This is a genomic window from Streptomyces sp. NPDC024555 (genome assembly GCF_055559335.1).
The window spans coordinates 16,936-43,590 of record NZ_JBVHKV010000021.1 but is presented as its reverse complement, the minus strand read 5'-3'; the positions used below and the strand labels follow the sequence as shown (position 1 = coordinate 43,590).

The following is a 26,655-nucleotide window of genomic DNA, read 5'->3' as shown; positions in this document are numbered from 1 at the left end:
CCCCGGACCCGGACGTCCCCCGAAACCACCCGTGCGCAGTCACCGGCCCCGCACCGCGGGGGCCGCTACTGGAGCGCCCGGACCGCCGTGCGGAACAGGGCCGGGGCCCGGTGCGCGGCGGGCACCACGAGCCGGGCCGTACCCGGACGCCGGGCCAGCGCCAACAGGCCGGCCGTCAGGACACGGTGACGCCGGGTCAGCCGGGCCCAGGCGGCCGGGTAGTCCTGCGGCCGTCCGGCGGCCACCGCGTCCACCGCCGCCCGTGCCGTCGCCACCGCCAGCGCGACGCCCTCACCGGTCAGCGCGTCGACATAGCCCGCCGCGTCACCGGCCAGCAGCACCCGGCCCGCCCACGGCGTCCGCGCCCGCCGGCGCAGCGGCCCCGCCCCGCGCACCGGTCCGTCCTCCCGGCCCGCCAGCACGTCGGCCAGCCCCGGGAAGTCCGCCAGCTGACTCGCGTACGGGCGGCGCTCCTGGCTCAGCACGGCCACGCCCACCAGATCCCCGCCCAGCGGGGTCACGTACGCCTCCCCGCGTGCCGACCAGTGGACCTCCACGAACGGGGTCCACGGCGGCACCCGGAAGTGCCGGCGCTGCCCGTAGCGGCGCACCGGGGACACCGGACCGTCCAGGCCGAGCCCCCGGCGCACGGGGGAGTGCAGCCCGTCGGCGGCGATCAGCCAGCGGGCCGTCAGTCCGCAGGCCGTGACCCGGTCCGGACCCTGGCGGACCCCGGTGACCTTCCCCGGCACCACACGTACCCCGAGCCCCACGGCCCGCTCGTACAACGCCGTGTGCAGCACGGTGCGCCGGACCCCGAGACCGGCCGGACCGGTGAAGTCCGCCTCCGCGCTCCGGGGCCCGCGCACATAGCGGATGCCGCGCAGCGGATGACCGGCCGGCTCCACCCCGAGGGCGCGCAGGGCGGCGACCCCGCTGGGCATGATGCCCTCCCCGCACGCCTTGTCCACGGGCACCGGGCGGGGCTCCACCACCACCGCCTCCAGGCCGAGCCCGGCCGCCCGGACGGCGGCCGCCAGCCCGGCGGGCCCGCCGCCCGCCACGAGGACGTCGATCACGCGGCGGCACCCCCGCCGGACGCGGCGGCGAGCGCGGCGTCCTCGCACCGCACACGCACCGCCATCAGCGCCCCGTTCAGCACGGTGAACACCACCGCCGTGACCCACGCCCCGTGCACCAGCGGAAGCGCCAGCCCCTCGGCGGCCACCGCCACGTAGTTGGGATGGCGCAGCAGCCGGTACGGCCCGCCCGTCACCAGCGGCAGCCCCGGGACCACGACGACACGGGTGTTCCACCGGTGCCCGAGCGTCCCGATGCACCACCAGCGCAGCGCCTGCGCCGCCACGACCACCGCGGTCATCGTCCAGCCCACCACCGGGACGAACGGGCGGTGGGCCGGCCCCGCCTCCACCAGACAGCCCGCCAGCAGCCCCGTGTGCAGGGCGACCATCGCCGGATAGTGGCCGCGCCCCGATTCGGTTCCGCCCCGGGCCCGCGCCCAGCGCGTGTTGCGCAGCGCCACCGCCAGTTCGGCGAGCCGTTCGGCCGCCACGGCCAGCACCAGTGCGGTGTACCAGATCATCCGTCCCTCCGACCTACCAGCGCAGCAGCACCAGTTCGCAGCAGAAGCCGGGCCCCATGGCCATCATCAGACCCGGCGAACCCGGCTCGGGACGCCGCCGCTCCAGCGTGTCCCGCAGGACGTGCAGCACGGAGGAGGACGACAGATTGCCCACCTCGGCCAGCGAGCGCCAGGTGACGTCGAGCGCCCCCTCGGGCAGGTCCAGCACCTCGGAGACGGCCTCCAGCACCTTGGGCCCGCCGGGATGGCACACCCAGTGGGCGACGTCCTTCGGCTTCAGCCCGTGCTCCGCGAGGAAGTCCCGCACGTCGTCCGCCAGATAGCGGCGCACCACGTCCGGGACCCCCGGATCGAGCACCACCCCGAACCCGGAGTCGCGGACGTCCCAGCCCATCACGTGCTCGGTGTCCGGATACATCCGGCTCCGCGTGGCCACCACCTCGGGCCCGGGACCGGCCGCCCGGTCCCCGCCGACGGCCACGACGGCCGCCGCGCCGTCGCCGAACAGCGCGGTCGCCACCAGGTTCGCGGGCGAGTTGTCGCCCCGCTGGAAGGTCAGCGAGCACAGTTCCACCGAGAGCAGCACCGCGACGCCGTCCGGACGGCCGAGCAGATGGTCGTGGAGCCGTGCCACGCCCGCCGCCCCGGCCACGCAGCCCAGCCCGAAGACCGGCAGCCGCTTCACGTCCGGGCGCAGCCCGAGCCGTCCCACGAGACGGGCGTCGACGGAGGGGGCGGCCACTCCGGTGACCGAGGTGAACATCAGCAGGTCCACGTCCTCGGGCCGCAGCCCGGCCGTGCGCAGCGCCCCGCGCACCGCCTCACCGCCCAGATCGACGGCGGACCGGACGAACACGTCGTTGGCGTCCCCGAACCCCTTCAGCCCGGCGTACCGCTCCAGCGGCAGCGCCATGTGCCGGGTCCGCACCCGCGCGTTCGCGTGCAGCCGGTCCAGGACCCGCCGGTCGGCGCCCGGCGGCAGACAGGTGCGCGCCACCATGTCGGTGACCTCGCGCTGGGTGTGTCGGTACGGGGCCAGAGTGCCGTGCACGGCGGCGATCCGGGTCATCCGGGGTCCTGCGGGGAAGACGTCATGGCCCCATCCCTGCCCCGCCCGTCCCTGACGCCACCGCAAACAACCCGTGCGGCTGTCACGCCCGCCGCCGCGCGGTGCCTACGCTCGGCCGATGGGCACTCCGGAACCCCCGCACGCCTGGGCCACGACGACGGCGGGGCCGCCGCGCCGGGCCGCGGCGCTCCTGCGCTCCTGCCACCCCGGCCCGGTCGCGGCCGTCACGTTCACCGCCGGCGCCCTCGGCGCGGGCGTCGGCCTGGACGCGGTCCGCACCGCGCTGCTGGCCGCCGCCGTGCTGTGCGGGCAGCTCTCGGTCGGCTGGTGCAACGACGCCTTCGACGCCCGCCGCGACGCGGCGGCGGGACGCCGGGACAAACCGGTGTCCGACGGCCGGGTGGGCCGTGGCACCGTCTGGGCGGCGGCCGCCTGCGCCGCCCTGCTCTGCGTTCCGCTCTCCTGGGCCTGCGGCCCCCTCGCCGGCACGCTGCACCTGGGCGCGGTCGCCGCGGCCTGGGCGTACAACCTGCGGCTCAAGGCCACCGTCCTGTCCTGGCTGCCCTACGCCCTCGGCTTCGGCGTCCTGCCCGCCGTCGCGGCCCTGACCCTGCCGGCCCGGCCGGCCCCGGCCTGGTGGGCCGTCACCGCGGGCGCCCTCCTCGGCGTCGCCGCCCATCTGGGCGACGTCCTGCCCGACATCGAGGACGATCTGCGCGAGGGCGTACGCGGTCTGCCGCACCGCCTCGGCCCCCGCACCACCGCCCTCCTCCTGCCCCTGCCCCTCCTCGCCGCCTCGGTGGTCCTCGCCCTGGGCCCGCCCGGTCCGCCGGGCCCCTGGGGCACCCTCACCCTGGCCCTCGCACCCCCGGCCGCCCTCGCCGGTCTCCTCCTCGCCCCCGTCCACCGCAAGGCCCCCCTCGCCGCCGCCGCCCTCCTCGCCGCGGCCGACGTCACCCTCCTCCTGGCACGCGGGACGGCCCCGCTCTGAGGGGTCCGGAGGGACCCGAGGCCGACGGAGGAACCGTCCGCCCTTGACGATAGGCAGGTGAATGACTGCATAATGTGGAGTGTGAGCCTCGAAGCAACCGCGATGGACGCGGTGTTCAAAGCGCTGGCGGATCCCACCCGGCGGCTCCTGCTCGACCGGCTGCGCCGGCACAACGGGCAGACGCTGGGCGAGCTGTGCCGGCACCTCGACATGGCACGTCAGTCGGCGACGCAGCACCTGAACCTCCTGGTGCAGGCCAACCTCGTCACCGTCGTGCGGCGCGGACGGGAGCGGCTGCACTATCTGAACCCGGCCCCAATTCACGAGATCGAGGAGCGCTGGATCTCCGGCTTCGACAGGCCCCGGCTACAAGCGATCAGTGCCATCAAGCACCAGGCAGAGGAGTACGCGATGACCCACGCACCCACACCGGTGCCGGACTATGTCTACGTCACCTACATCAGGGCCGGTGCCGAGCAGGTCTGGCGAGCCCTGACCGACGCCGACCTGACGGCGCGCTACTGGGGACACGCCAACGTCTCCGACTGGCAGCCGGGCTCGGCCTGGGAACACCGGAGGACCGACGGATCGGGAAAGACCGACGTGGTGGGCCGCGTCCTGGAGACCGAGCCCCCGACCCGGCTGGTCATCACCTTCGACGACGCCACCGACACCGAGCCGACGCGGGAGCCGTCGGTCGTCACCTTTCTCATCGAACCGCACCAGGACATCGTCCGCCTCACCGTGACCCACGAGAACCTCCCCAACCAGGAGATGCTGGGTGGTATCTCGGCCGGCTGGCCGGCCGTCCTGGCGAACCTCAAGTCGATGCTGGAGACCGGCGAGGTCCTTCCGCAGGCGCCCTGGGAGATGTCCAGCGCCCACGGCTGAGCGGCGCCGACCCCGCACCGTCCGTCCCCCGAACGCCCGCACGGAGAGCCGAGACACATGCTGGACATCGCCCCGCTCCGGGACGCCTACGGAGCACTGCTCGACGCCGCCGTCACCGTGGCGGAGGCCGGCGACCCGGGCGCCGCCCCGCCGGACGGCGAATGGGACGCGGACCAGATCCTCGCGCACGTCTCGCTCGTCGGCGCCACCACCCTTGCCGCCGTCGCCGCCGTCGCGGCGGGGGGCCACACCACCTACGACAACCGGATCGCCCTCGACACCTGGACCATCGGGCGGACCATCGAGCACGCCGGTGGCAGCGCCGGGCTCCGCGACCGCATCCGCGGCCAGGCGGCCGCCCTGTGCGCACTCGCCGGGGGCACGGTGCTCAGTGACGCCGAACTCGGCACCCCGGTGCCCGCCCGGCTCCTGTCCGGTGACACCCTTTTGGTCGATCGGCCCATGCCGCTGCGCGATCTCGTCACCGGGCTGGCGGAGGCGGAACTGCCCGGTCACACGAAGCAGCTCCTCGCTCTCCTGCCCGACCGGGCGGCTCCGTGACCGGTCACCGCGATCGAGACCCCGGCTCGCCGGGGAGGCGTTCGCGGCGGCGTCCCGATTCCCGCCGCAGGACTCCTCGCCCCCGCTGACGGCACCTTCCTCCGGGCGGCGCGGCCGGGACGGGCCCGGCCCCGTCACACCGCCCGGAGCCAGTCGCCGATCAGCCGCAGATCCCCGGCGGTCAGTCCCACGGCCGGCCCGACGCGGTGGAGCAGCGCCCGCCCGCCGTGCCGCCCGGCCACCCAGCGCCGGTCCGCCCCGGTGATCTCGTCGTCCACCCAGACGAAGGACCGGCCCGCCGCCAGGGCCACCAGCGCCCGCGTCTTCCAGTGGAGTCCGGCCCGCGCGTCCGCCTCGTCCGTGTCCGACGGCGCCGGCCAGTGGACGACGGGCAGCTCCGGAAGCCCGAGACGCGGGGCGACCAGCGCGTTGGCCTCGTCCTCCCACGTCGTCGCCCACACGGGCTCGCAGGGCAGCGCCGCCAGTGCGGGTCCCTGGGGCCTGTCTGACCATTCCCGTCTGCCGGGCGACGTCATGCACGCACTCTCGCCGCACCGGCCCCGGACCCCGGTACGTCCAGTACAGGGGTCTGGGGCCGGCACGCCGAGAGCACGCACCTGACGCCGCCCGGCCCGCCCTTCGGGCGGACGACGGGAATGGTCAGACAGGCCCCAGCGCCGGGTCGACCCGCGCGAGCAGCGGATGGTCCCTGCCGCCCGGCGGCCACGGACCCCCGGGGTACTCCGGGTGACCGCCCTCGCGCGGGCCGAACGGAATCAGTGGCCCGTCGACGTCGAGGAAGAGCAGGGGCAGGCGCCCGGAGCCGGTCATCGGCTCACCGTCCGCCCGCCACCCGCAGCACCGTGCCGGTGGTGTACGAGGCGTCCGCCGAGAGGAGCCAGGCGACGGCGCCGGCGATCTCGTCGGGGGTGCCGGGGCGGCCGAGGGGGATACCGGCGGCGGCCTTGTCGGGGCGCTCCGGATCGGCGTGGAATGCGGTGCGGATGATGCCGGGGGCCACGGCGTTGACGCGGATGCCGGCCGGGGCGGCCTCCTTGGACAGACCGACGGTGAGGGTGTCCACGGCGGCTTTCGCCGCGGCGTAGTGGACGTACTCACCGGGGCTGCCGAGGGTGGCGGCGGCGGACGACAGGTTGACGATCGCACCGCCGCCCGTCGGCGTCATGTCGCGCACCGCGCGGCGGGCGCACAGCAGATAGCCGAGGACGTTGACGTCCAGGGCGCGGCGCAGACCCTCGGCGTCGGCGTCGGCGAGCGGGCCCACCGGGCCGCTGATCCCGGCGTTGTTGACCAGGGCGGTCACGGGGCCGAGCTCCGAGGCGGCGGTGTCGAAGAGCAGGTCCACCGCGGTCTCGTCGGCCGTGTCGACCTGTACGGCCACGCAACGCCGGCCGGCCTCCCGGACCCGGGCGGCGACCGCCTCGGCCGCGACGGCGTCCGAGCGGTAGCCCAGGGCGATGTCGTGGCCGTCGGCGGCGAGCCGGACGCAGACCGCCGCGCCGATGCCCCGGCTGCCGCCCGTGACGACGCTGACCTGCTGACGGCTCATGAGGACCCCCGGGTTCCGCGCGGGGACCGTGCGTACCCGGCCGGGCCATCGTAGGCGGACGGCACCGCGGGCAGCGGTCGGGGCCACCGCCCGTGGAGGAGGCGGCGGCCCCGGTACGTATCGCGGGGGAGCGGTCTACCGAGGGACCCCGCCCACCGGCAGGTCCGTGCCCCGCTCACTGCGCTCCAGGAGGTTCCGGGACCGCTCCCGGAGCCGGCGCCGCTGCTCCGGGTCGCGGGTGCGCTCGGCGGCCTCGGCCATGTGCCGGGCCGTCTCCCGCAGCTGCGCGGCGGAGACGGTCGCTTCTGCAACGCTCATCGTTCACTCCTCGGACGGTGGGCACGAAACGGGTCCCCCCAGGGAAGCAGCGCCGCCCGACGGCCGCACGGCGAAGCGCTACGGACCGTGAGACCGGCAGGTCGGGCGGGCCGCGACGGCCGCCGGAGGCCGGTGGCGCCGCGCACCCGGGTCCGGGGCCCGCTCCGGCGCTGGCATGATCGGGGCATGAACGAGCGCATGATCGCCGCGTGTGACGGGGCGTCGAAGGGAAATCCGGGACCGGCCGCCTGGGCCTACGTGGTGGCCGGGGCCGACGGCACGCCGCAGCGGTGGGAGGCGGGACCGCTCGGGACCGCGACCAACAACATCGCCGAGCTGACCGCCCTGAAGGAGCTGCTGGAATCCGTCGACCCCGCCGTGGCGCTCGAAGTGCGGATGGACTCGCAGTACGCGATGAACGCCGTGACCAAGTGGCTGCCCGGCTGGAAGCGCAACGGCTGGAAGACCTCGGCCGGAAAGCCCGTCGCCAACCGGGAGCTGGTGGTCGCCATCGACACCCTGCTCACCGGCCGCGCCGTCGACTTCGTCTACGTCCCCGCCCACCAGGTCGGCGGCGACCCGCTGAACGCCGTCGCCGACCAGGCGGCCAGCGAGGCCGCCGTCGCCCAGGTCCCGGCCGGCACCTCCCGGGGCGCCGCCGAACCGCCCGCGCCCGCCCCGGGCCGCGCCACCGAGCAGCCCAGGACCCGCACCGCGCCGAAGAAGCGCTCCGGCGGCGCTGCCCGCTCCTCGACGGCCACCATTCGCGCCCGGTACGCGGGCCGCTGCCACTGCGGAAAGCCCTACGCGGCCCAGGAGATGATCGCCAGGAACGACCACGGCTGGGGCCACCCGGAGTGCCGGACCGCCGACGCCTGAGCCCCCGCGGACCCGCCCGGCGGGGACGTCCCCCGGCCACCTGGCGCCGATCCCGCCCGCGCGGCCCGGTCCGCGTGCCATGATGCGGCTCCGGCGGAGGGCGGCCACGGGCCGCGCCGCCGGAGCTGTGCGGGACCGCGACACGCTGGGGGGCGTATGGAAAGCACGGGAACGGTGCTGCGTGAGCTGCGCGGGGCGCAGAAGACCGCCAAGGGGGTGTCGCTCTACTCGCGGTACGTCAACCGGCCCGCCGGGCGGATCCTCGCCGCCGCGGCCTGGCGACTGCGGATGACGCCCAATCAGGTCACGCTGACCAGCGCGCTGTTCACCTTCTCCGGACTCGCGGTCGTGGCCCTGGCCCGGCCCGGGTGGGGGACCGCCGTCCTTGTCTACGCCGCCCTCGCCGTCGGATTCGCCCTGGACTCGGCCGACGGGCAGCTCGCCCGGCTCACCGGACGCGGCGGCCCCGACGGCGAATGGCTGGACCACGTCGTCGACTGCGCCAAGATGATCCTGGTCCACACGGTCGTCCTGATCGCGTTCCACCGCTTCTTCGCCCTGCCGGGCGAGGGCTGGCTGCTCCTGCCGCTCGGCTTCCTCTTCGTCGCCGTGCTCACCTTCTGCGCCGGACTGCTGCGCGAACAGCTCGGCAGGGCCGCGGCCCGGACCGCCGCGTCCCCCGCCGCCCCGGCGGCCCCCGTCTCCCGGCTGCGCGCCGTGGCGCTGCTGCCCGCCGACTACGGCGTCTTCTGCCTGGTCTTCCTGCTGCTCGGCGACGAGACGGCGTTCCGTGCCGGATACGCCGTACTCGCCGCCGTGCACGCGCTGTTCCTCGTGGCGTTCCTCGCCAAGTGGTTCAGGGAGCTGAGAGCGCTCCGTCCGGACTGACCAGTGTGTCCAGCACCCGGCGCAGCTGGGTGCTGGACGTGTGCACGGTGTACGGGAAGTAGACGACCTCGACGCCGACCTCGGCGAAGTCCCGTTCGAGCCGCAGCCCCTTCTCCGTACCGCGCCAGTCGTCCCCCTTGAAGATCACGTCGAACCTGACCTGCTGCCACGTCTCGACCTTGTCCGGGACCGTCTCGACGAACGCCGCGTCCACGTACCGCACGCTGCGCACGATCTCCAGCCGTTCCCGCAGCGGAATCACCGGCCGGTGGCCCTTGGCGAGCGCCGCCATCTCGTCCGAGACGACCCCCGCGACCAGGTAGTCGCACTGGCTGCGGGCATGTCTGAGGATGTTGAGGTGACCCACGTGGAACAGGTCGTAGACCCCCGGCGCGTAGCCGACCCTGTGCACCATCCGTTCTCTCCCCCCACGGTGTGAACGTGATGACCTCGGCCCACCGGTCGGTTTCCGGACATGACCTCCGGTCCGGTGGGATATCGGTATCGGTGTTGATGGTGCAACGACCTTACTGTGAAGACCACTTGCTCATCACGTGAACGGATAAGCTCACTTTTGGGGGCCGTTCCTTGGGGGGAACGCAGGTGGCTCCGGGGGGAAGGCGATCGTCCGATGCCGGAATCAGAGCACCGTGAACCGTGGAAGGGCCGCCGGCTGCTGGTGGTCTCGACGAACTACGCGCCGGAGGTGACCGGCATCGGCCCGTACGCCGCCCAGCTCGCCGAGCACTGGGCCGGCGCCGGGGCCGAGACGCATGTCCTCACCGGCATGCCCCACTACCCGTCCTGGCGGACCGATCCCGCCTACCGGGGCGTGTGGCGGGCCAGGGAGGAACGCGGCGGCGTCACCGTCCACCGGCGGCGCCACTACGTGCCGTCCCGTCAGACCGCCCTGCGCCGCGCCCTGTTCGAGGCGAGCGTGCTCGTCCACGGGCTGACCGCCCCGCCCGGGACGCGGCCCGACGCGGTGATCGCCCAGCTGCCGAGCCTCGCCGGGGGCGTCATCGGCGCCCGGCTCGCCCGCCGCCACGCCGTCCCGTACATCCCCGTCGTCCAGGACCTCATGGGCGCCGCCGCCGCGCAGAGCGGCATCCGGGGCGGCGGCAGGGCGGCCGCCCTCGCCGCACGCGCCGAACGCCACGCCCTCACCGCCGCCACCCTCGTCGGCGTCATCCACGAGAGCTTCGTCCCCCGGGTCACCGCCTACGGCGTGCCCCGCGACCGCATCCGTCTGGTCCCCAACTGGAGCCATGTGAGCGCCCCTTCGGCCGACCGCGCCGTCACCAGGGCCCGTCTCGGCTGGCGGGAGGGCACCCCCGTGGTCCTGCACTCCGGGAACATGGGGCTCAAACAGGGCCTGGAGGTCCTGGTGGACGCCGCCCGGCTGGCCCCCGACATACGCGTCGTGCTGATGGGCGACGGCAACCAGCGCGAGGAACTGCGCGCCCGCGCCGCCGGACTGCCCAACCTGGACTTCCTGCCGCCCGCCGGCCCGGACGAGTTCACCGACGTCCTGGCCGCCGCCGACGTGCTCGCCGTGACCCAGCGCGCCTCCGTCCTCGACATGAGCGTGCCCTCCAAGCTCACCTCCTACTTCGTCTCGGGCCGCCCCGTCGTCGCCTCCGTCGCCGAGGGCGGCGGCACCGCCCAGGAGGTGCAGCGCTCCGGCGCCGGACTCCTCGTCGCGCCCGAGGACCCGGCCGCCGTCCTCGCCGCCGTCCGCAAACTCGTCGAGGAGCCCGCGGCGGCCGCCGAACTCGGCGCCCGCGGACCCGGATACGTCGCGGCCCACCTGGGCCGCGAGGCCGCACTCGCCCGCTTCGACGCACTGCTCACCGAGGTACTCCAGGACGCCGATGGGAGACGCCCGCGATGACCCACCCGATCCGCGCCCTGGAGGACCAGGACGAGCCGGCCCTGCTCCGGGACCAGTTCCGCCAGCTGCTGCGCTACCGGTCCCTGCTCGCCCTGGGCGTCGTCGTCGGCCTGCTGGGCGGCGGCTGGCTCGCCCTCGGCGGCGAGGACACCTACACCTCCACCGGTGAGGTGTCCGTGCGCTCCGCCACCTCCGACCCCTTCGCCGCGGGGGCCTCGGCCGACAAGGGCATCAACATCGGCTCCGAACGCCAGACCGCCGTCAGCGATGTCGTCGGCACCGTCGCCGTCGCCACCCTCGCCAGGAGCGGGGACCGGGTGGAGGTCCGCAGCCTGCTCTCCGGCCTCCAGGTCACCAATCCGCCCAACACCCTCGTACTGCGGTTCTCCTACACCGGCCGCACGCCCGAACAGGCCAGGGCCCGCGCCCAGGCCCTGGCCGAGGCCTATCTGGAGATACGGCGCGAGCGCACCGAGGACAGCATCGACAACATGGTCGACGGCTACCGCGTCCAGCTGGGGCCGCTCACCGAGCAGCGCGATCGGCTGGCCCAGCAGGAGACCGGCACCACCGGCGACGACGTCAGCAGCGCGCGGGCCAACCTCATCGTCTCCATCTCCGAACTCAACCGGAAGATCACCGAGCTGAGGGCCCTGGACACCACGCCCGGCTATCTCAACAAGAAGCCCGTGGCCCCCGAGAACCCCAGCGGCCCGGGACTCCCGCTGCTGCTCGGCCTCGGCGGGGTCGTCGGCCTCGCCCTCGGCCTGCTGCTGTCCTGGGTGCGGCTCGTCTTCGACCCCGCCGTCCGCTCCACCCGCGAACTCGTCCGCTCGCTCGGCGCCCCGCTGCTCGGCACCCTGCCCAGGGAACGGAGCACGCCCGGCAGCCCGCTCGCCATCGGCCGCACCGACAGCCGACTCGCCGAGGAGTACCGGGCCGTCGCCTTCCGCCTCGCCTACGACCCCTCCTTCGCCGAACGCCGCCGGCTCCTCGTCACCTCCCCGCGCGGCGACAACGCCATGGCCACCGCCGCCGCCGCCAACCTGGCCGCCGCCTTCGCCGAGATGGGCCGCGACGTCCTCCTCGTCGAGGCCGATCTGCGCACCCCCACCCTCGCCGACGCCCTCGGCGCCGCCACCCGGGGCGGCCGCCCCAGCTGGGCCCTCGCCCCCGGCGGCCGGGGCTGGCCCGCCGACAGCCGCAGCAACGTCGACGTCCCCGGCTCCGGCGCCTTCACCCTGATCGCGGGCCGCCGCACGGACAACGTCCCCCGCGCCCTGACCTCCACACCCGTGGGCGTCATCCTCGCCGAGGGCGGCCGCCCCGGAGCCGTCGTCATCGTCCTGGCACCGCCCGTCCTCGCGTATGCCGACGCCGTCGCCCTCATCGACCGCGTCGAGGGCGTCGTGGTCGTCTGCGAAGCCCGCGAGGTCCACCGCAGCGACCTGGAACGCATCCGCGAGATCATCACCGCCGCTGGCGGCACCGTGCTCGGCACCCTCCTCCACCCCGGCCACGGCCGCCGCGAGCGCCGGGCCCTGCGCAAGGCCGCCCGGCGCACCGCCGCACGGCCCTCCGACCGCTCCCGCGACGAGGCCCCGCGCCCCCGGCCCGACGGACCCGGACGCGGCGGACCGCCCGGCGACCCCACCGAGACCCTCGGACTGCGCACCCTGGACCCGGGCGGCGACCACAGCGGCACCGCGGGACGCCGATGAGGGCACGCACGGCGGTCGTCTGCGCCGTCGCCGACCAGGGGGTCACCGCCCTCACCAACATCCTGGTCCTCGTGGTGGCCGCCCGGCTCTCCACCGTCGCCGACTTCGCCCGCTTCTCCGCCGTCTACCTCGTCTTCACCGTGCTCCTCGGCATGTCCGGCGCCTACACGGGCCAGCCCCTCGTGCTGCACCAGGGACAGGACCCCGCCACCCGCGGGGCCTGCCGCTCGGCCGTCGCGTTCACCCTGCTCGCCGCGGCCGCCGCCGGCGGGACGCTCGCCGCCGTCTGCGCCCCGCTGCCGGGGGAGACCGCCACGGCCCTCACCGTCCTCGGGCTCGTCCTGCCCGCCGTCCTCGCCCAGGACACCGCCCGCTACGCCTTCGCCACCCTGCACGCCCAGCACCTGGCGCTGACCGCCGACGCGCTCCGGCTGGTCTGTGTGCTCGGAGCCCTGTCCGTCCAGCCGCACGGCGCTCCCGCCGCCCGCCTCGTCCTGGTCTGGGGACTCTCCGCCCTGCCCGCCCTCCTGCTCTCGCTGGCCCTCCTCCGGCGCCGGACCGCCGGGACCCCGGTGCGGCTGCGGCCGCTGCTGGGCCGGGGACACCTCGGCCGCCGCTTCGTCGTCGAGTTCGGCGTGGGGAACGCGAGCAGCCAGCTCTCCGTCCTCGGCCTCGGAGCCGTCGGCAACCCCCTGGTCGTCGGTGCGCTGCGCGGCGCCACCACCCTCTTCGGCCCGCTGAACGTCCTCTTCACCTCCGCGACCGGCTTCGGGCCCCCGCTCCTCGGCCGCCTCGCCGGCCCGCGCCGCCAGGTCCGGGCCACCGCCGCCCTCGCCGCCGTCCTGGCGCTCACCGCCGCCGGCTGGGCGACCCTCCTCGCCCTGCTGCCCTCCTCGGCGGGCCGCCACCTCCTCGGCGACACCTGGCCGGCCGCCTCCGCCCTGCTCCCCGCGACCGGCAGCCAGTACGCCGCCATGGCCGTCGGCACCTGCGGACTCCTGGCCCTGCGGCTCCTGGACCCCCGCACCACCCTCTCCATCCAGGTGGTCTTCTCGCTCGCCGCCGTCGGCTTCCTCATCGGCGGCTATCTGGCCGGCGGCATCATGGGCGCCGCCTGGGGGCTGTGCCTGGGCTCCGTCTGCAAGGCCGTCGCCACCTGGACCCGGGTGGCCCGCCTGACCCGCCGGGGCGCGCCCGAACGCCCCGCCGTCAGCGCGTCCGCCGCCGGCTCCGCTCCGTGAAACTCGTGACCAGCGCCAGACACAGCACCCCGATCGCCAGCTTCCCCACGGCCTGGAGCAGCGGGCCGCGCAGCAGGATGAAGGTGTAGCCCGCGACCAGCGGCGCCACGATCGCCAGCACACTGCCGGGCCCCGGACCGTCCCGCATGACCGCGCGCGCGTACCGGCGGTCGGTGCGCGCGGCCGCGTACCCCACCAGCGCGAGCCCCCCGACCAGCCCCGGCGCCCCGAAGTCCACCCACAGCTCCGTCCACAGCGGCGCCGAGAGGTTGGTCATGTTCATCCCCATCCACTGGCCGACGCGCACCCCGGTGTCCTCCGGCTTGCCGCTCCACACCGAGCGCGGCACGAAGAACAGCGCCGAGCCCGCGAGCTGACGGCCGTAGGTGTGGCCCCGGGTGTCCACCCAGGAGATGGTGTTGGCGAACATCACCGTCTGGTCGTAGTCCTTCGTGGCCAGCGGCTCGAACACCGACGAGGACTGCACCGGGCGGTACCCCTCGTCGTCGTACCGGAACCGGTCCGCGTACGGGAACAGCACCAGCGCCCCGATCACGCCCATGGCCAGCACCGAGCGGTACATCGCCGCACTGCTCGGGAACGCCGTGAACAGCAGCGCGACCAGCACCGTCAGGAACCAGTAACGGGCGTTGGAGACCGGGTTGTTGACCACCAGATTGAGCGCCGCCAGCGCGCACCACACCAGCACCGCCGCCGGCGAGCGACGGGCCCGGCGCGAGGTCACCAGCCGGCGGGTGCAGAACAGCAGCGCCAGCAGCGCCGGCACCGTGCCGAACCCCTTCAGGAACGCCGAGCCCACATTGGACTGGGACGACGCCACCCCGCTCTCCGCGACCGAGGCGCTGATCTCCTGACGGCTGGTGAAGAACACCGCGGGACCGCCCAGCTTCAGCACGTAGTAGCCGCTCGCCGCGAACGCCAGCGCGATCAGCAGCCGCAGCCGCACCGGATGCGCGACCGCCGGGCCGCGCCCGGCCCGCACCGCCGCGCGCCGCCGCAGCGGTCGCCGGGACGCCAGCAGCGCCCCCAGGTCGAAGGCGGCGCACCCCACCAGGATCAGCGCGATCGCCGTGACCAGATCGGCGCGCGGCCCCACCGCCGGCGTCGGGGTCTGCCCGATCACCGCCTGCGCGAACGGCGCCACCCCCAGCGCGATGTAGACGAACATCCAGAACACGCCCTGGAGCAGCCGCCGCCGGGTCGACAGGATCATCGTCGCCAGCCGGGCGCCCGCGTAGCACGTCAGGACCAGCTGGAGCCAGTACGCCGTGTCCCGGACGCCCGTGCCGGGCTGGGCGGCGATCAGCGCGGGCAGGAAGCAGACCAGCCCCAGGATCAGCGGCACGGCCAGGGCCCGGGACAGCATCGCCCAGGACAGCGGCCTGCCCACCGGCTCCACCGGGGGGCGCGGACCGCCCCGCCCGGCGGGCGCGGACGGGATCGCCCCGTGCACGGACGTCATCTGCCCCCCGTTCCGTGAACCTGCCAACACCTTAACGAATCAACCCACTTGGGGTGATGTGATGACTAGTCTGTGAACAGTCGGACGAGGGCGAGGGGGACCCCGGTGAAGATCCTGCACATCGTCACGCTGCACACTCCGGACCACGCCTTCGGCGGCCCGACCAGGGTCGCGCTGAACCTCTCCAAGGTGCAGCGCGCCGGAGGCGACGACGCCAGGATCATGGCGCTCGGCGACGACTTCGAGGGCGCGCTGCCGGCCGAGGTCGAGGGGGTGCCCGTCCACCTCTTCCAGGCCCGGCACCTGCTGCCGATGTTCGAGGTCAGCGGCATCACCTCGCTGCCGCTGCTGCGCGCCGCACGCCGGATGATGCGCGGCGCCGACCTCGTGCACGTCCATCTGATGCGCGATCTGGTGACCCTGCCCGCCGCCCTCCTGGCCCTGGCCGGCCGCACTCCGCTGGTCGTCCAGACCCACGGCATGGTCGACCCCACCGAGAAGCGCGTCGCCCAGCTCACCGACCTGCTCGGGGTGCGGCGGGTGCTGCGCGGGGCCGACGCGGTGCTCCATCTGACCGAGGCCGAACGGCTCGATGTGAACGCGGTCGCCGCCCCGGTCGCCCTCACCCGCACCGTCCGGCTGGTCAACGGGGTCCGCCCGCAGGACTTCAAGCCCGCCCGCGAGCCCGGCCGCCCGCCCACGGTGCTCTTCCTCGCCCGGATCCAGCAGCGCAAGCGCCCCGAGGACTTCGTCGCCGCCATGCCCGCCGTGCTGGCCGAGCACCCCGACGCCCGCTTCGTCCTCGCCGGGCCCGACACCGGGGCCCTGCCCGGCACCCTGGCCCTCGCCGGGAGACTGGGCGTGCTGGACTCCCTGGACCATGTGGGACCGCTCGGCCACGAGGAGGTCCTGGACGCCGGACGCCGGGCCGATGTGTATGTCCTGCCGTCGATCGAGGAGCCGCTGGGCGTCTCGGTCCTGGAGGCGATGTCGGTGGGCACGCCCGTCGTCGTCACCCGCACCTGCGGACTGGGCCCCGATGTCGCCCGCGCCGGGGCCGGCCGGGTCGTCGACAGCCGGCCCGGCGAGGACGGGGCCAACGCCGCGAAGGTCGCGCGGGCCGTCCTCGAACTCCTCGAGCCGCGGGCCAACGCCGAGGCGGGTCGGGCCGCCTGGAAGCTCGTCAACGACGAGTTCACCATCGACGCGGTGACCGGGACGCTCCGGCGGACCTACGAGGACGTGGTCCGCCGGAGGCGCGCCGGCTCACCGCGCTGAGCCCTCCCGGGACTTCAGCGCGATCTGCCACCGGTAGAAGCTCATCGCCAGGGCGAAGTCGAACCCGGCCCGCCCGTCCAGGAAGCCCCTCCGGTACAGATACATGTACGCGAACGACACCAGCGGTTTGAACGGCGCCTTGTGGAACAGCTGCCCCTGCCGGGACTTGACCCGGCGCACCTGCTCCTTGACGTCCGGATGGTGCTCCAGCCACGCCTCCCAGTCCGAGTAGCGGTTGTGCCGCTCGAACCAGGCCGTCACCGGGTCCAGGTCCTGGTGCTCGATCGGATGGCGCAAGGCGCCGGTGCTCTCGGCGACCGGCTGGTAGTGGCCCTCCACCTCGCCGATGCCCGGCGCGTCGAGGTCCCCCACCTCCGGATAGCGGGCCCGGGTGCGGTCGGTCAGGGACCGCTTGCGGATGGTGTACCCGTGCCGCAGCCGCTTCCCGGAGAACCAGTACCCGAGCGGGATGTCGTACGCGGCGGGCTTCGGCGCGGCCGGATCGGCGAAGACCTCCCGCAGCTCCGCCAGCAGCCCCGGGCTCAGCCGCTCGTCGCCGTCGAGGAGCAGGATCCAGTCCAGGTCCGTGCGGACATGGTCCAGGCACCACTGCTTCTTGCGGGGATGGCCGCCGTCCCAGGTGTACAGGACCACCTCGGCCCCGCACTCGGCGGCGATCTTGGCCGTGTCGTCGGTGCTGTGCGAGTCGACGACGACGACCGCCTCGAAATGACCGAGGACCGACCGGACCGCCTCGGCGATGTTGAGCCCCTCGTTCTTCGTGGGGATCGCCACGGCTATCGGCAGTTTGCTCATCCCTTGTCCTTTACGGGCAGCCAGGCGTAGCAGCCTGTGGAGGTGAAGGTGCGGGCCGAGGCCGGAATCGTGAGCGTGCTCCGTCCGCCGTCCGTGGAGGATCCGGACGCCAGATCCTTGCCGCCGGCCCCGGTGACCTGCCAGGAGCAGGCCTTGGTCGGGCTGACGTCGCGGTAGCGCCCCGGGCGCAGGGCCCGGCCCTCGTACGTGCCGTCGGCGTAGCCCCCGGCCGCCCGGTCCACCAGGTCCTGGTGTCCGGTGCACAGATGCTCCACGGCCGCCTCCGCGTTCGCGATCTCTCCGGTGACGATCGCGCCGACGGCCACGTCGGGGTCGGCCCTGACCAGATAGGTGAGCCGGTCGCAGGTCTCCTGCCCGGTCTGGAGCACGGCCGCCGGGTCCATGCCCTTGGGCACCCGGTCGACCAGATACTCCTTCTGCTTCTTGGTGAACGAGCCGGTGGCCGGGGTCAGTTCGTCGCTCGGGACCTTGGGCCCGGTGTCGGCGGGGGCGGCCGGACCCGCGGAGGCCGGCTTCCCGCCCCCGGCCGCCGGGCTCGTGGCCGGGGACGGCGAGGCCGCGGCTGCCGCCCGGGGCGCGTGCTCCGCTCCGCCGTCCGGGGACGGGGAGCCGCAGGCGGCCAGCGCCGCCGTCAGGACCACGACGGCGGCGCCGGCCGGGAAGGGATGTCTCATCCACCCGTCCCCAGCGTGTAGTGGGAGGCGATCTGCGAGGCGCTGAGCGCGGTCGGGTAGACCGCCGTCTCGTCGATCTGCCCGGCGAAGAAGTTGCTCGTGGGACGGTTCGGCCAGTTGGCCAGGTTGTCCCCGCCGACCCGCCAGTACCCCGCGAAGGCCTGGTTGTTGGTGTACAGGCTGTTGGAGGCGCGCAGCTGGCCGTCGACGTAGAGGGCCATGCCCCGCGCACCCTGGGTGGCGACCACATGGTGCCAGGCGCCGTCGTTGTAGGCGGCGGTGGTGGCCACCGTGCGGCGGGCGCCCGAGCTGTACACGCCGAACATCAGCCGTCCGTCGTTGCGCATGTAGACGTGCTTGTCGAACGTGCCGCTGTTCTCCATGGTCAGATTGCCGAAGCCGATGATCTTCCCTCCTCGGACGGTCGTCGTTCTGATCCACGTCTCCAGCGTGAACGCGGCGGGCTGGTCGTGCCGCCGGTTGCTGTAGACGTACTCGTCCGTGCCGTTGAAGCCGATCGCGGTGGACGGGCCGGGCACCGCGGCCGGCGTCTGCCGGTAGGCCGGGGCGTTGCGCATGAAGCCGTTGTCCTGATTCCCGGAGGCGTCGGCGGCGAACGTCGAGACGCCCTCGTCGTAACGCCAGTACAGCGAGGCCCCGTCGGCGATCACCCGGGTCGGATACGGCTCCGGGCCCCAGGCCACCACCGCGGTCACCGCGGGCGACTTGGCACTGGTGTTGGTGCCGTCGCTCGCGCTGATCCGGTACGTGTGGGTCTCGCCCGCCGCCACGTCCCGGTCCGTCCACGTCAGCTGGGGGCGGTCCCAGAAGACCGAGGACGCGGTCACGGTGTGCACGGGCGTGCTCGCCCCGTCCTTGTAGATCCGGTACGTGAGATCCCCGTCGTCGGTGTCGAAACTGGTCTGCCAGTTCACGTCCACCTCACCCGGGCGGAGGGTGGAGACACTGGCGTTGGGAACCCAGGGCGCGCCCGTGTCCGGACCGTCGGCGAACCGCGTCAGCCCCTGCTGGGCCGACCCGTTGACGGTGGTGAACTCACCGCCCACCCACAGGTAGTGGTGCCCGCCCTTGTCCGTCTGCGCCATCACCCGGGGGCCGACGGGCTCGCCGATCCCGTCGTTGGTGTCCGGGAACCAGGGCAGCAGCTTGGGGTCGTCCACCGCCTGGGCCAGCAGATGCTTGCGCGGCTGGTCGGGGAACTCGCCCATGGACGCGCAGTCGTGGGCGTGGCTCCCGCTGTACAGCACCCCCGCGTGGACCAGGATCGCCTGGGTGGCGCCCAGGCAGGTGTCGCGCCACACCTGGTCGAAGGTGCCGAGGTCGAGCGCGATCCGGCCGTCGAACACCCCGCCGCCGGTGCCCTCGTTGGCGGTGTAGAACTGCGTGGCGTCCGACGTGAGGTCCTGCACCGTCGAGGTGTTCGGGATGAACCCGGGATAGCTCCTGGTCACGGCGCCCGTCGTGGCGTCCACCACGGCCAGCGCGTGCGAGTTCGCCCCGTTGACGGTGAAGAAGTCCCCGCCGATCACCAGGTGTTGCCCGTCCGGGGTCAGTTCGACGGCCCGGCCGACCTCGTCGGTGTTCGCGGTGAACGGCTTGAGCTGCGCGCTCGTGGTCACCGCGGCGAACTTGTTCCGGGTCTGCCCGGCGACGCTGTTGAAGTCGCCGCCGAGGTACACCGTGTCGTCGGTGACCGCGAGCGCCCGCACGGTCGCCGACACCGCGACCTTGAAGTCCTGCCGGGGCGTGCAGGTGGCCGTGTCGACGGCGGCGATGTTGCTGACGCCGACCCCGTTCACGGACCCGAACTGGCCGCCCGCGTACAGCGTGGAGCCGTCCGGCGAGAGCACCAGCGACCGCACCGTCGCGGTCCCCGAGGAGAGGGTGAAGGACAGGCTGCACCCGGTCGGCGCGCCCGTCGCCGCGTCGAAGGCGGCGAAGTTGACCGCGGGCTGTTCCGAGGTGCCGGCCGCCGCGCCGGGCGGCCGGACCGTGGAGAAGGTGCCGCCCGCGTAGACCGTGCCGTCGGCCGAGGCGGCCATGGACCAGACGATGCCGTTGGTCTGCCAGGTGGACAGGTCGTCGGCGGTGAGGGAGACCGGCGGGGTGAGCGCCGATGCCGGGGATCCCGAGGCGGCGGCGCTCAGCGCGCCGGCGAGCAGACAGAGCGCGCCGGCTGCGGCCCGCAGCCGGCCGCGTCCCCGTCCGTGCCCCGTGGTGGGGTTCATCATTCAGCTCCGAAGGTGAGAACGAGCTGCGGCCGCCAGGCCGCGGTGGCGATCTCGCCCGACCAGATGCGCAGACTGTCCGTTCCGCTTCCGGTGAGGGCGAGTGAGTAGGCGGAGCCCAGGGCCCCGCCCAGGGCCGGCGCGTCCAGTTCCACCGAGTAGTCCGTGGAGACGGCGGTCGCGCCGGAGATGGTCCCCAGCACCGTCGCGGCGAGCGACGGCCGGGTGTGGTAGGTGACGGTCGACTCGCTCCACGCGCCGGTTACCGGCACGAGGGTGTGGGGTTCGGCCGAGCCGGCCGTCGGATCGGAGGAGGTGCGGAAGGTGAGCCGGGCGGAGGTGAGCCGCTGCCCGGCCGGTGCGCGCGGCAGCGCGAAGCGCAGATAGCCGAGGTATGGGGTGCTGCCCCGGGAGGCCAGCTGGTTGTCGTCGTACGTGGTGTTCGGGGCGACGCCGTTGACATAGGCGTCCTCGGCCGGCGTCAGCGCGACCGTGGTCTCCCCGGGGCCGGCCGGAGTGTCCGCCAGCGCGTGGTGCGCGGCCACCTGCTCCGCGCTCAGCGCCGTCGGGTAGAGCGCGGTCTCGTCGATCCGCCCCGCGAAGTAGCCGCTCGTCGGGCGGTTCGGCCAGACCGCGGACATGGCGTCCCCGCCCACCCGCCAGTAGCCGTTGTACGAGCGGTTCCCGGCGGTGGTGTTGGCGGCGACCTGCACCCCGTCCACGTACAGCCGCATCCCGGCCGGCCCCTGGGTGGCCACGGCGTGGTGCCAGACGTCGTCGTTGTACGAGGCCGCCGAGGTGAGCGTCGGACGGCTGCCGGTGCTGCCGGTCTGCACCCCGAAGGCCAGACGCCCGGTGTCGGTCAGATAGAGGATCTTGTCGGAGATGGAGCTGGTGTGGCCCTGGGCGGTGCCGATGTTGTTGCCGTATCCGACCAGCCGCCCGCCCCGGGTGGTCGCCGTGCGGAACCAGGTCTCGATGGAGTACGGCGACGGCGAGGTGTAGTGGTGCAGCCGGTCGCTGTACACGTACTGGTCGGTGCCGTCGAGGGCCAGGGCGGCGGAGCCGGCCACGGCGGACGGTGCCGAGCGGTACCCGGGCCCGTTCATGTACACGCCGCCGTCGCCGCCGTCCGAGGCGTCCGCCGCGAAGGAGCCGCCCGCCTCGTCGTAGCGCCAGTACAGCTCCGCCCCGTCGGCCAGCACCCGCGCCGCGTACGGACTCGCCGTACCGGCCGCGGTGACGGAGGCCCCCGGGGAGAGCGCGCTGGTGGTGCGGCCGTCGCTCGCGGTGATCCGGTACGTGTAGCTCCGCCCGGTCACCACGTCGCCGTCCGTGAAGGTGAGCTGGGGCCGGCTGTAGAAGAGGGACGAGGCGGTCGTGGTGTACACCGGCGTGGACCCGCCGTCGCGGTACACCCGGTAGGTGAGCAGGCTGTCGTCCAGATCCAGACTCGCGCGCCAGCTCACCCGCACCTGCCCGGCGCGCGGCGCCGACACACTGACCACCGGCACCGAGGGCGCCCCCGTGTCCGGGGAGGTGGCGAACCGGGTCAGCGACTGCTGCGCCGCCCCGTTGACGGTGGTGAACTCGCCGCCCACCCAGAGGAAGTCCCGCCCGCCCCGCGAGGCGACGGTCAGCGCGCGCGGCCCCACCGGCTCGCCGATGCCGTCATTGGTGTCCGGCCACCAGCCGAGCATCGCCGGATCGTCCACCTTCTGCGCGGTCAGGTGCTTGCGGACCTGGTTGGGGAAGCCGCCCATGGTCGAGCAGTCGTGGACGTGGCTGCCCGCGTAGAGGACCCCCTGATACACCCGCAGCGCCTGGGTGGCGCCCTGGCAGGTGTCCCGCCAGCGCTGGCCGAAGCCGGCCAGGTCCATCGCCAGCCGGCCGTCGAACGAGGCGCCGCCCGCGCCCTCGCCCGCCGCGTACCACCCCCCGGAGGCGGAGTCCGTGACGATGTCCTTGATCACCGCCGAGGCGGGGATGAAGTTGTCCGGGTACGCGCGGGTCACCGCGCCCGTGTCCGCGCCGGTCACCGCGAGCGCGTGCGAGGCCGTCCCGCCCACGGTGAAGAAGTCCCCGCCGATCAGCACATGGCGTTGGTCCGGGGTGACCCTCAGGGTCCGGCCGGGGTCGTCGGCGTTCGGATTCCACGCGGTCAGCGCGCCGGACGGCGTCACGGCCGCGAAGAACCGGCGGCCGGTCCCGTTCACGGTCTGGAAGTCGCCGCCCGCGTACACCGTGCCGTTCGCCGCCACGTCCAGCGCCCGCACGGTCGCCCCGAAGCCCGGCGCGAACCCCGGGCGCACGGTGCACGTCGCGGTGTCGATCGCCGCCAGGCCGTTGACCGCCGTCCCGTTCACCGCGTTGAAGTAGCCGCCCGCGTAGAGCGTCGACCGGTCCGGGGAGACGGCGAGCGCGCGGACCGTCGCGGTGCCGGAGGTCCGGGTGAAGGAGAGCGAACAGCCCGTGGGCGCCCCGGTGGCGGCGTCGAACGCGGCGAAGTTCACCGCAGGTGCCCCCTCGGCCGGGGCCGAACCCGCCGGACGCACCCGGGTGAAGGTGCCGCCCGCGTAGACCACCCCGTCGGCCTCGGCCAGCGTCCAGACGATGCCGTTCGTCTGGTACGTCGGCAGGTCGTCGGCGGTGAACGCGACCGGGGGAGTGAGCGCGGCGGCCGGGGGAGCGGTGGCGGCCGAGGCCGTCAGTACGCCCGCCGCCAGCGCCAGGACCGTGGCGACCACCCCGCCGCGCCGGGGCCGCCCCCGCGGTCTCACCGGTCCACCCGCACGGCCGCGCCCGTCAACTGGTCGGCCAGCAGCCGGACATCGGCGTCGACCATGATCCGCGCCAGCTCCCGGGCCCGCACCGCCGGCTTCCAGCCCAGCAGCTCCGCGGCCTTGGAGGCGTCCCCGATCAGCGCGTCGACCTCGCTGGGCCGTTCGTACTTGGCGTCGTAGCGGACGTGCTCGCGCCAGTCGAGACCGGCGTGCTCGAAGGCGTACTCCAGGAACTCCCGGACGCTGACGCCCTCCCCGGTCGCCACCACGTAGTCGTCCGGGGTGTCGCACTGGAGCATCCGCCACATCGCGTCGACGTACTCCGGCGCGTACCCCCAGTCGCGCACCGCGTCCAGGTTGCCCAGGTGCAGACGGCTCTGGAGCCCCGCCTTGATCCGGGCCACCCCCCGGGTGATCTTCCGGGTCACGAAGGTCTCGCCGCGCCGGGGCGACTCGTGGTTGAAGAGGATCCCGTTGACCGCGAACATCCCGTACGCCTCGCGGTAGTTGACCGTCGCCCAGTACGAGTAGACCTTGGCGACGCTGTACGGGCTGCGCGGGTGGAACGGGGTGCGCTCGTTCTGCGGCGGCGGGCTGGCGCCGAACATCTCCGAGGACGAGGCCTGGTAGATCCGGGTCTCCACCCCGCTGGCCCGCACGGCCTCCAGCAGCCGGATCGTGCCGAGCCCCGTGACGTCACCGGTGTACAGCGGCGCGTCGAAGGAGACCCGCACATGCGACTGCGCGCCCAGGTTGTACACCTCGTCCGGCCGGATGTCGCGCAGCAGGTTCACCAGCGCCACCCCGTCGGCGAGATCGGCGTGGTGCAGCACGAAGGAGCGGTGCTCCTCCTCGGGCCCCTGGTAGATGTGGTCGATCCGCTCGGTGTTGAAGCTCGACGAGCGACGGATCAGCCCGTGGACCGTGTAGCCCTTCTGCAGCAGCAGTTCCGACAGGTACGAACCGTCCTGCCCGGTCACACCGGTGATGAGCGCGGTCTTCCCCATGTGTCCCCCCTTCTGTGGTCGCCGGAACGGCGATCGGTCACCGAAATGTCAAGACTTGAGCGTTCTGTTGCAAAACATCACGACATCGGAACGGTGCTGGCAGAATCCGGGCCATGACGACTGATCTCCCCGGCCCCTCCCAGGAATCCGTTCCGTCCCTGCTACGTCCGGGCGCCCGGGTGTTCGTCGCCGGCCACCGGGGCCTGGTGGGCTCGGCGCTGGTGCGCCGCCTCACCGCCGACGGCCACGACGTCCTCACCCGGGGGCGCGAGACGCTCGATCTGCGCGACGCCGAGCGCACCGCCGCCTTCCTCCGCGACACCCGCCCCGACGCCGTGGTGCTCGCCGCCGCCCGGGTCGGCGGGATCATGGCCAACAGCACGTATCCGGTGCAGTTCCTGGAGGACAACCTCCGCATCCAGCTGAGCGTGATCGCCGGGGCGCACGCCGCCGGGATCCCGCGGCTGCTCTTCCTCGGCTCGTCCTGCATCTACCCCCGGCTGGCCCCCCAGCCCATCCCCGAGAGCGCCCTGCTCACCGGCCCGCTGGAGCCGACCAACGAGGCCTACGCCCTCGCGAAGATCGCCGGCATCGTGCAGACCCGGTCCTACCGGAGGCAGTACGGCGCCTCGTACATCAGCGCCATGCCGACCAATCTCTACGGACCCGGCGACAACTTCGACCTGGAGAGCTCGCACGTCCTGCCCGCGCTGATCCGCCGCTTCCACGAGGCGGAGCGCGACGGTGCGCCGGAGGTGGTGCTGTGGGGCTCCGGAAACCCCCGGCGCGAATTCCTCCACGTCGACGACCTGGCCGCCGCCTGCGTCCTGCTGCTGGAGCGCTACGACGCGGAGGAACCGGTCAACATAGGCACCGGCGAGGACCTGACGATCCGTGAACTCGCCGGAACCGTCGCCGAGGTGACCGGCTACCGGGGTGCCGTGCGCTGGGACACGGAGAAGCCGGACGGCACCCCGCGCAAACTCCTGGACGTCTCCCGGCTCACCTCCCTCGGCTTCGCCCCCCGCGTACCGCTGCGCGAGGGCATCGCCCGCACCTACGCCGGCTGGCTGGAGGAGCGCGGCGCCCCGCGCTGACCCGTGCCGCCCGCCCGGCGTCCCCGCCGGAGGGACCGCCGCCACCGCGCGGCGGTCCCTCCGGCCCGATCCCGTTCCCCCCATCCGGCCCGCCGCCCTCAGTACGCGCCGCGGCCGTCGGTGACGGCGCGCAGGGTCCGGGCCATCAGCCCCATGTCCGTGGCCACCGACCAGTTGTCGACGTACCAGAGATCGAGCGAGACGGTCTCCTGCCAGGACAGGTCCGACCGGCCGCTGACCTGCCACAGGCCCGTGAGCCCCGGCTTGACCGCGAGCCGCCTCAGCTCCCGCTCGTCGTAGCGGGACACCTCGTCGGGCAGCGGCGGACGGGGACCGACCAGGGACATGTCACCGCGTAACACATTGAAGAGCTGGGGCAGTTCGTCCAGGGACGAGCGGCGCAGCAGCCGGCCCACCCGGGTCACCCGGGGGTCCCGGCGCATCTTGAACATCGGGCCGTCGGTCTCGTTCGCGGCCGCCAGCCGCGCCCGGTGCCGTTCGGCGTCCGCCACCATCGTGCGGAACTTCCACATGGTGAACGGGCGGTTGTGCTGCCCCTGGCGGACCTGGCGGTGGAAGACCGGCCCGGCCGAGGTGAGCCGCACCGCGACCGCCACCGCCAGCAGCAGGGGCGCCAGGGCGAGCAGACCGAGGGCGGCACCGGCACGGTCCACCGCCGCCTTGAGCGCGGGCTGCGGCCCGTGCCGCAGCGGCGGCGCGATGTGCAGCAGCGTGAGACCCGCGGCCGACGAGGGGCGGACCCGGCGCTCGGAGATCTCCGAGAGGTGCGAGAGGACGGACAGGTCGAGCCCGCCGTCGTGCAGCGCCCAGGAGAGCCGGCGTAACCGCTCCTCGGCGAGCCGGGTGCCCGGCACCACCAGCGCCAGATCCGCCTCGTACGCGAAGGCCGCGCCCAGGACCGTCGAGGCGTCGTCGTCCGCGGGCTCCGGAGCCAGCCGCCCCGGCACCGGGGCCTCGCAGCCCAGGGCCGTCGTGCCGACGGGCAGGGCCGCCACCACCCGGTAGCCGTGATCGCTCCGGGAGGTCAGCAGCCGCACCGCCCGGTCCACCCCCGCGGCCTCGCCGACCACCAGCACCCGGCGCACCGCGCTCCGCCGCCGGGACCACGGCAGCCGCCGCACGCCTCCGGCCGCCAGGGCCACCAGGAGTCCGGGCAGCAGTGCGACGACCACCGTCGCCGGATCGACCGGGGCCTGTGCGGCGGTGCCGATCACCGCCACCACGCCGATGAGCAGCAGCCAGTCCCCGGCGGCGGTCAGGGCGCCGGACGCGGCATCGGCCGGCCGCCGTGCGTAGCGGCCGCGAGCGGCCCGCACGCAGCACCACACCAGTGCGGCCGTGGCCGCCGCGGCGGCCGGAGAGGGCTGGGCGCCGGCGCGGAGCACCAGCCAGCCGGGAACCCCCAGGCCCAGCAGGTCGGTGCAGACGACGAACGGCAGACGCCGGCCGGTCCCCGTTCGCGCCCTGGTCCGGGCCGAACGGTCGCGCTGTACGGTCGGGCCCTGCGGCGGCCGGTCGGAGGCCCCGCCGCAGAGCCGGTTCGAAGCGGTCCGCGGACGTGGCGCCCCTGCCAGTCCCACGGGTCCTGATATTTCGGATT

24 protein-coding genes and 1 pseudogene are annotated in these 26,655 nt (G+C 74.2%); 10 read left to right on the top strand and 15 right to left on the bottom strand.

The window, feature by feature from the left end; translation table 11 throughout:
• Window positions 1-65: 65 nt before the first annotated feature.
• The 3 genes from ACZ4FH_RS30205 to ACZ4FH_RS30195 are packed head-to-tail and all read right to left on the bottom strand — an operon-like array spanning window position 66 to window position 2,672.
• The gene (locus ACZ4FH_RS30205; RefSeq protein ID WP_467308880.1) at window positions 66-1,079 is read right to left on the bottom strand and encodes an NAD(P)/FAD-dependent oxidoreductase; all 1,014 of its coding nucleotides are present in this window, start codon (window positions 1,077-1,079) and stop codon (window positions 66-68) included.
• A complete protein-coding gene (locus ACZ4FH_RS30200) occupies window positions 1,076-1,603 on the bottom strand; it encodes an isoprenylcysteine carboxyl methyltransferase family protein (protein WP_467308879.1) in 528 nt (175 codons plus the stop codon). The genes ACZ4FH_RS30205 and ACZ4FH_RS30200 overlap by 4 nt, the downstream gene beginning before the upstream one ends.
• Before the next feature lie 13 nt (window positions 1,604-1,616).
• Window positions 1,617-2,672 carry a type III polyketide synthase gene (locus tag ACZ4FH_RS30195; protein WP_467308877.1) on the bottom strand — a complete coding sequence of 352 codons (1,056 nt, stop codon included), beginning with the start codon at window positions 2,670-2,672 and terminating at the stop codon, window positions 1,617-1,619.
• 118 nt (window positions 2,673-2,790) lie between these two features.
• Between ACZ4FH_RS30195 and ACZ4FH_RS30190 the strand changes: the two genes are divergently transcribed.
• From ACZ4FH_RS30190 to ACZ4FH_RS30180, 3 genes are all read left to right on the top strand, one after another.
• Window positions 2,791-3,663 (top strand): UbiA family prenyltransferase, encoded by an 873-nt coding sequence (locus ACZ4FH_RS30190; protein WP_467308876.1) that lies wholly within the window; start codon window positions 2,791-2,793, stop codon window positions 3,661-3,663.
• A gap of 102 nt (window positions 3,664-3,765) precedes the next feature.
• Window positions 3,766-4,554 (top strand): ArsR/SmtB family transcription factor, encoded by a 789-nt coding sequence (locus tag ACZ4FH_RS30185; protein WP_467309022.1) that lies wholly within the window; start codon window positions 3,766-3,768, stop codon window positions 4,552-4,554.
• A 57-nt stretch (window positions 4,555-4,611) separates the two neighbouring features.
• Window positions 4,612-5,115: a hypothetical protein gene (locus tag ACZ4FH_RS30180; RefSeq protein WP_467308874.1), complete on the top strand. Its 504-nt coding sequence runs from the start codon at window positions 4,612-4,614 to the stop codon at window positions 5,113-5,115.
• Window positions 5,116-5,249: 134 nt separating this feature from the next.
• Here ACZ4FH_RS30180 and ACZ4FH_RS30175 read toward each other — a convergent pair.
• From ACZ4FH_RS30175 to ACZ4FH_RS30160, 4 genes and pseudogenes are all read right to left on the bottom strand, one after another.
• Window positions 5,250-5,609: pseudogene (locus tag ACZ4FH_RS30175) on the bottom strand (HAD domain-containing protein); the annotation flags it as partial.
• 166 nt (window positions 5,610-5,775) lie between these two features.
• Window positions 5,776-5,946: a hypothetical protein gene (locus tag ACZ4FH_RS30170; protein ID WP_467308872.1), complete on the bottom strand. Its 171-nt coding sequence runs from the start codon at window positions 5,944-5,946 to the stop codon at window positions 5,776-5,778.
• A 4-nt stretch (window positions 5,947-5,950) separates the two neighbouring features.
• Window positions 5,951-6,685, bottom strand: a complete 735-nt coding sequence (locus tag ACZ4FH_RS30165) for an SDR family NAD(P)-dependent oxidoreductase (protein WP_467308870.1) — start codon at window positions 6,683-6,685, stop codon at window positions 5,951-5,953.
• 135 nt (window positions 6,686-6,820) lie between these two features.
• Complete coding sequence (locus ACZ4FH_RS30160) at window positions 6,821-7,003, bottom strand: DUF6381 family protein (protein WP_383634237.1); 183 nt, start codon at window positions 7,001-7,003, stop codon at window positions 6,821-6,823.
• A gap of 186 nt (window positions 7,004-7,189) precedes the next feature.
• Between ACZ4FH_RS30160 and ACZ4FH_RS30155 the strand changes: the two genes are divergently transcribed.
• Together ACZ4FH_RS30155 and ACZ4FH_RS30150 are read left to right on the top strand one after the other, a co-directional pair.
• The gene (locus ACZ4FH_RS30155) at window positions 7,190-7,882 is read left to right on the top strand and encodes a ribonuclease H family protein (protein WP_467308867.1); all 693 of its coding nucleotides are present in this window, start codon (window positions 7,190-7,192) and stop codon (window positions 7,880-7,882) included.
• Window positions 7,883-8,038: 156 nt separating this feature from the next.
• On the top strand, window positions 8,039-8,770 hold the full coding sequence (locus ACZ4FH_RS30150) for a CDP-alcohol phosphatidyltransferase family protein (RefSeq protein ID WP_467308866.1): 732 nt from the start codon (window positions 8,039-8,041) through the stop codon (window positions 8,768-8,770).
• On the opposite strand, the gene ACZ4FH_RS30145 is transcribed toward ACZ4FH_RS30150, so the two are convergent.
• Window positions 8,739-9,185, bottom strand: a complete 447-nt coding sequence (locus ACZ4FH_RS30145; RefSeq protein ID WP_467308864.1) for an FAD synthase family protein — start codon at window positions 9,183-9,185, stop codon at window positions 8,739-8,741. The two genes, ACZ4FH_RS30150 and ACZ4FH_RS30145, sit on opposite strands and share 32 nt — an antisense overlap.
• Before the next feature lie 216 nt (window positions 9,186-9,401).
• Here ACZ4FH_RS30145 and ACZ4FH_RS30140 point away from each other — a divergent pair, with 216 nt between their 5' ends.
• The 3 genes from ACZ4FH_RS30140 to ACZ4FH_RS30130 are packed head-to-tail and all read left to right on the top strand — an operon-like array spanning window position 9,402 to window position 13,626.
• Entirely contained in the window at window positions 9,402-10,664 is a 1,263-nt protein-coding gene (locus tag ACZ4FH_RS30140; RefSeq protein ID WP_467308863.1) for a glycosyltransferase, read from the top strand.
• Entirely contained in the window at window positions 10,661-12,385 is a 1,725-nt protein-coding gene (locus ACZ4FH_RS30135) for a P-loop NTPase family protein (RefSeq protein WP_467308861.1), read from the top strand. The genes ACZ4FH_RS30140 and ACZ4FH_RS30135 overlap by 4 nt, the downstream gene beginning before the upstream one ends.
• Window positions 12,382-13,626 carry an MATE family efflux transporter gene (locus ACZ4FH_RS30130; RefSeq protein ID WP_467308859.1) on the top strand — a complete coding sequence of 415 codons (1,245 nt, stop codon included), beginning with the start codon at window positions 12,382-12,384 and terminating at the stop codon, window positions 13,624-13,626. The genes ACZ4FH_RS30135 and ACZ4FH_RS30130 overlap by 4 nt, the downstream gene beginning before the upstream one ends.
• Here the strand turns inward: ACZ4FH_RS30130 and ACZ4FH_RS30125 are convergent.
• Complete coding sequence (locus ACZ4FH_RS30125) at window positions 13,595-15,109, bottom strand: hypothetical protein (protein ID WP_467308857.1); 1,515 nt, start codon at window positions 15,107-15,109, stop codon at window positions 13,595-13,597. The two genes, ACZ4FH_RS30130 and ACZ4FH_RS30125, sit on opposite strands and share 32 nt — an antisense overlap.
• A gap of 105 nt (window positions 15,110-15,214) precedes the next feature.
• Between ACZ4FH_RS30125 and ACZ4FH_RS30120 the strand changes: the two genes are divergently transcribed.
• Window positions 15,215-16,387, top strand: coding sequence for a glycosyltransferase (locus ACZ4FH_RS30120; protein ID WP_467308856.1), 1,173 nt, complete (start codon window positions 15,215-15,217; stop codon window positions 16,385-16,387).
• On the opposite strand, the gene ACZ4FH_RS30115 is transcribed toward ACZ4FH_RS30120, so the two are convergent.
• From ACZ4FH_RS30115 to gmd, 5 genes are read right to left on the bottom strand one after another with little or no spacing between them, the layout of a single operon-like run.
• Window positions 16,376-17,203 (bottom strand): glycosyltransferase family 2 protein, encoded by an 828-nt coding sequence (locus tag ACZ4FH_RS30115; RefSeq protein WP_467308854.1) that lies wholly within the window; start codon window positions 17,201-17,203, stop codon window positions 16,376-16,378. The two genes, ACZ4FH_RS30120 and ACZ4FH_RS30115, sit on opposite strands and share 12 nt — an antisense overlap.
• Window positions 17,200-17,898, bottom strand: coding sequence for a hypothetical protein (locus ACZ4FH_RS30110; protein WP_467308853.1), 699 nt, complete (start codon window positions 17,896-17,898; stop codon window positions 17,200-17,202). Before ACZ4FH_RS30110 ends, ACZ4FH_RS30115 begins: the two co-directional genes overlap by 4 nt.
• The gene (locus ACZ4FH_RS30105; protein WP_467308851.1) at window positions 17,895-20,150 is read right to left on the bottom strand and encodes a LamG-like jellyroll fold domain-containing protein; all 2,256 of its coding nucleotides are present in this window, start codon (window positions 20,148-20,150) and stop codon (window positions 17,895-17,897) included. Before ACZ4FH_RS30105 ends, ACZ4FH_RS30110 begins: the two co-directional genes overlap by 4 nt.
• Window positions 20,147-22,927, bottom strand: coding sequence for a LamG-like jellyroll fold domain-containing protein (locus tag ACZ4FH_RS30100; protein WP_467308850.1), 2,781 nt, complete (start codon window positions 22,925-22,927; stop codon window positions 20,147-20,149). The genes ACZ4FH_RS30105 and ACZ4FH_RS30100 overlap by 4 nt, the downstream gene beginning before the upstream one ends.
• Complete coding sequence (gene gmd / locus ACZ4FH_RS30095) at window positions 22,924-23,937, bottom strand: GDP-mannose 4,6-dehydratase (RefSeq protein ID WP_467308848.1); 1,014 nt, start codon at window positions 23,935-23,937, stop codon at window positions 22,924-22,926. The genes ACZ4FH_RS30100 and gmd overlap by 4 nt, the downstream gene beginning before the upstream one ends.
• A 113-nt stretch (window positions 23,938-24,050) precedes the next feature.
• On the opposite strand from gmd, the gene ACZ4FH_RS30090 reads away from it, so the two are divergent.
• Window positions 24,051-25,034: a GDP-L-fucose synthase family protein gene (locus ACZ4FH_RS30090; protein WP_383634210.1), complete on the top strand. Its 984-nt coding sequence runs from the start codon at window positions 24,051-24,053 to the stop codon at window positions 25,032-25,034.
• 98 nt (window positions 25,035-25,132) lie between these two features.
• Here the strand turns inward: ACZ4FH_RS30090 and ACZ4FH_RS30085 are convergent, their stop codons facing one another.
• The gene (locus tag ACZ4FH_RS30085; RefSeq protein ID WP_467308845.1) at window positions 25,133-26,635 is read right to left on the bottom strand and encodes an exopolysaccharide biosynthesis polyprenyl glycosylphosphotransferase; all 1,503 of its coding nucleotides are present in this window, start codon (window positions 26,633-26,635) and stop codon (window positions 25,133-25,135) included.
• Window positions 26,636-26,655 lie beyond the last annotated feature (20 nt).

What these genes read in the sequence shown, in the direction of transcription:
- ACZ4FH_RS30200 (WP_467308879.1), bottom strand. Translation starts at nt 1,603, where the DNA reads ATGATCTGGTACACCGCACTGGTGCTGGCCGTGGCGGCCGAACGGCTC.
- ACZ4FH_RS30195 (WP_467308877.1), bottom strand. Translation starts at nt 2,672, where the DNA reads ATGACCCGGATCGCCGCCGTGCACGGCACTCTGGCCCCGTACCGACAC.
- ACZ4FH_RS30190 (WP_467308876.1), top strand. Translation starts at nt 2,791, where the DNA reads ATGGGCACTCCGGAACCCCCGCACGCCTGGGCCACGACGACGGCGGGG.
- ACZ4FH_RS30185 (WP_467309022.1), top strand. Translation starts at nt 3,766, where the DNA reads ATGGACGCGGTGTTCAAAGCGCTGGCGGATCCCACCCGGCGGCTCCTG.
- ACZ4FH_RS30180 (WP_467308874.1), top strand. Translation starts at nt 4,612, where the DNA reads ATGCTGGACATCGCCCCGCTCCGGGACGCCTACGGAGCACTGCTCGAC.
- ACZ4FH_RS30170 (WP_467308872.1), bottom strand. Translation starts at nt 5,946, where the DNA reads ATGACCGGCTCCGGGCGCCTGCCCCTGCTCTTCCTCGACGTCGACGGG.
- ACZ4FH_RS30165 (WP_467308870.1), bottom strand. Translation starts at nt 6,685, where the DNA reads ATGAGCCGTCAGCAGGTCAGCGTCGTCACGGGCGGCAGCCGGGGCATC.
- ACZ4FH_RS30160 (WP_383634237.1), bottom strand. Translation starts at nt 7,003, where the DNA reads ATGAGCGTTGCAGAAGCGACCGTCTCCGCCGCGCAGCTGCGGGAGACG.
- ACZ4FH_RS30155 (WP_467308867.1), top strand. Translation starts at nt 7,190, where the DNA reads ATGAACGAGCGCATGATCGCCGCGTGTGACGGGGCGTCGAAGGGAAAT.
- ACZ4FH_RS30150 (WP_467308866.1), top strand. Translation starts at nt 8,039, where the DNA reads ATGGAAAGCACGGGAACGGTGCTGCGTGAGCTGCGCGGGGCGCAGAAG.
- ACZ4FH_RS30145 (WP_467308864.1), bottom strand. Translation starts at nt 9,185, where the DNA reads ATGGTGCACAGGGTCGGCTACGCGCCGGGGGTCTACGACCTGTTCCAC.
- ACZ4FH_RS30140 (WP_467308863.1), top strand. Translation starts at nt 9,402, where the DNA reads ATGCCGGAATCAGAGCACCGTGAACCGTGGAAGGGCCGCCGGCTGCTG.
- ACZ4FH_RS30135 (WP_467308861.1), top strand. Translation starts at nt 10,661, where the DNA reads ATGACCCACCCGATCCGCGCCCTGGAGGACCAGGACGAGCCGGCCCTG.
- ACZ4FH_RS30130 (WP_467308859.1), top strand. Translation starts at nt 12,382, where the DNA reads ATGAGGGCACGCACGGCGGTCGTCTGCGCCGTCGCCGACCAGGGGGTC.
- ACZ4FH_RS30125 (WP_467308857.1), bottom strand. Translation starts at nt 15,109, where the DNA reads ATGACGTCCGTGCACGGGGCGATCCCGTCCGCGCCCGCCGGGCGGGGC.
- ACZ4FH_RS30115 (WP_467308854.1), bottom strand. Translation starts at nt 17,203, where the DNA reads ATGAGCAAACTGCCGATAGCCGTGGCGATCCCCACGAAGAACGAGGGG.
- ACZ4FH_RS30110 (WP_467308853.1), bottom strand. Translation starts at nt 17,898, where the DNA reads ATGAGACATCCCTTCCCGGCCGGCGCCGCCGTCGTGGTCCTGACGGCG.
- ACZ4FH_RS30105 (WP_467308851.1), bottom strand. Translation starts at nt 20,150, where the DNA reads ATGATGAACCCCACCACGGGGCACGGACGGGGACGCGGCCGGCTGCGG.
- gmd (WP_467308848.1), bottom strand. Translation starts at nt 23,937, where the DNA reads ATGGGGAAGACCGCGCTCATCACCGGTGTGACCGGGCAGGACGGTTCG.
- ACZ4FH_RS30090 (WP_383634210.1), top strand. Translation starts at nt 24,051, where the DNA reads ATGACGACTGATCTCCCCGGCCCCTCCCAGGAATCCGTTCCGTCCCTG.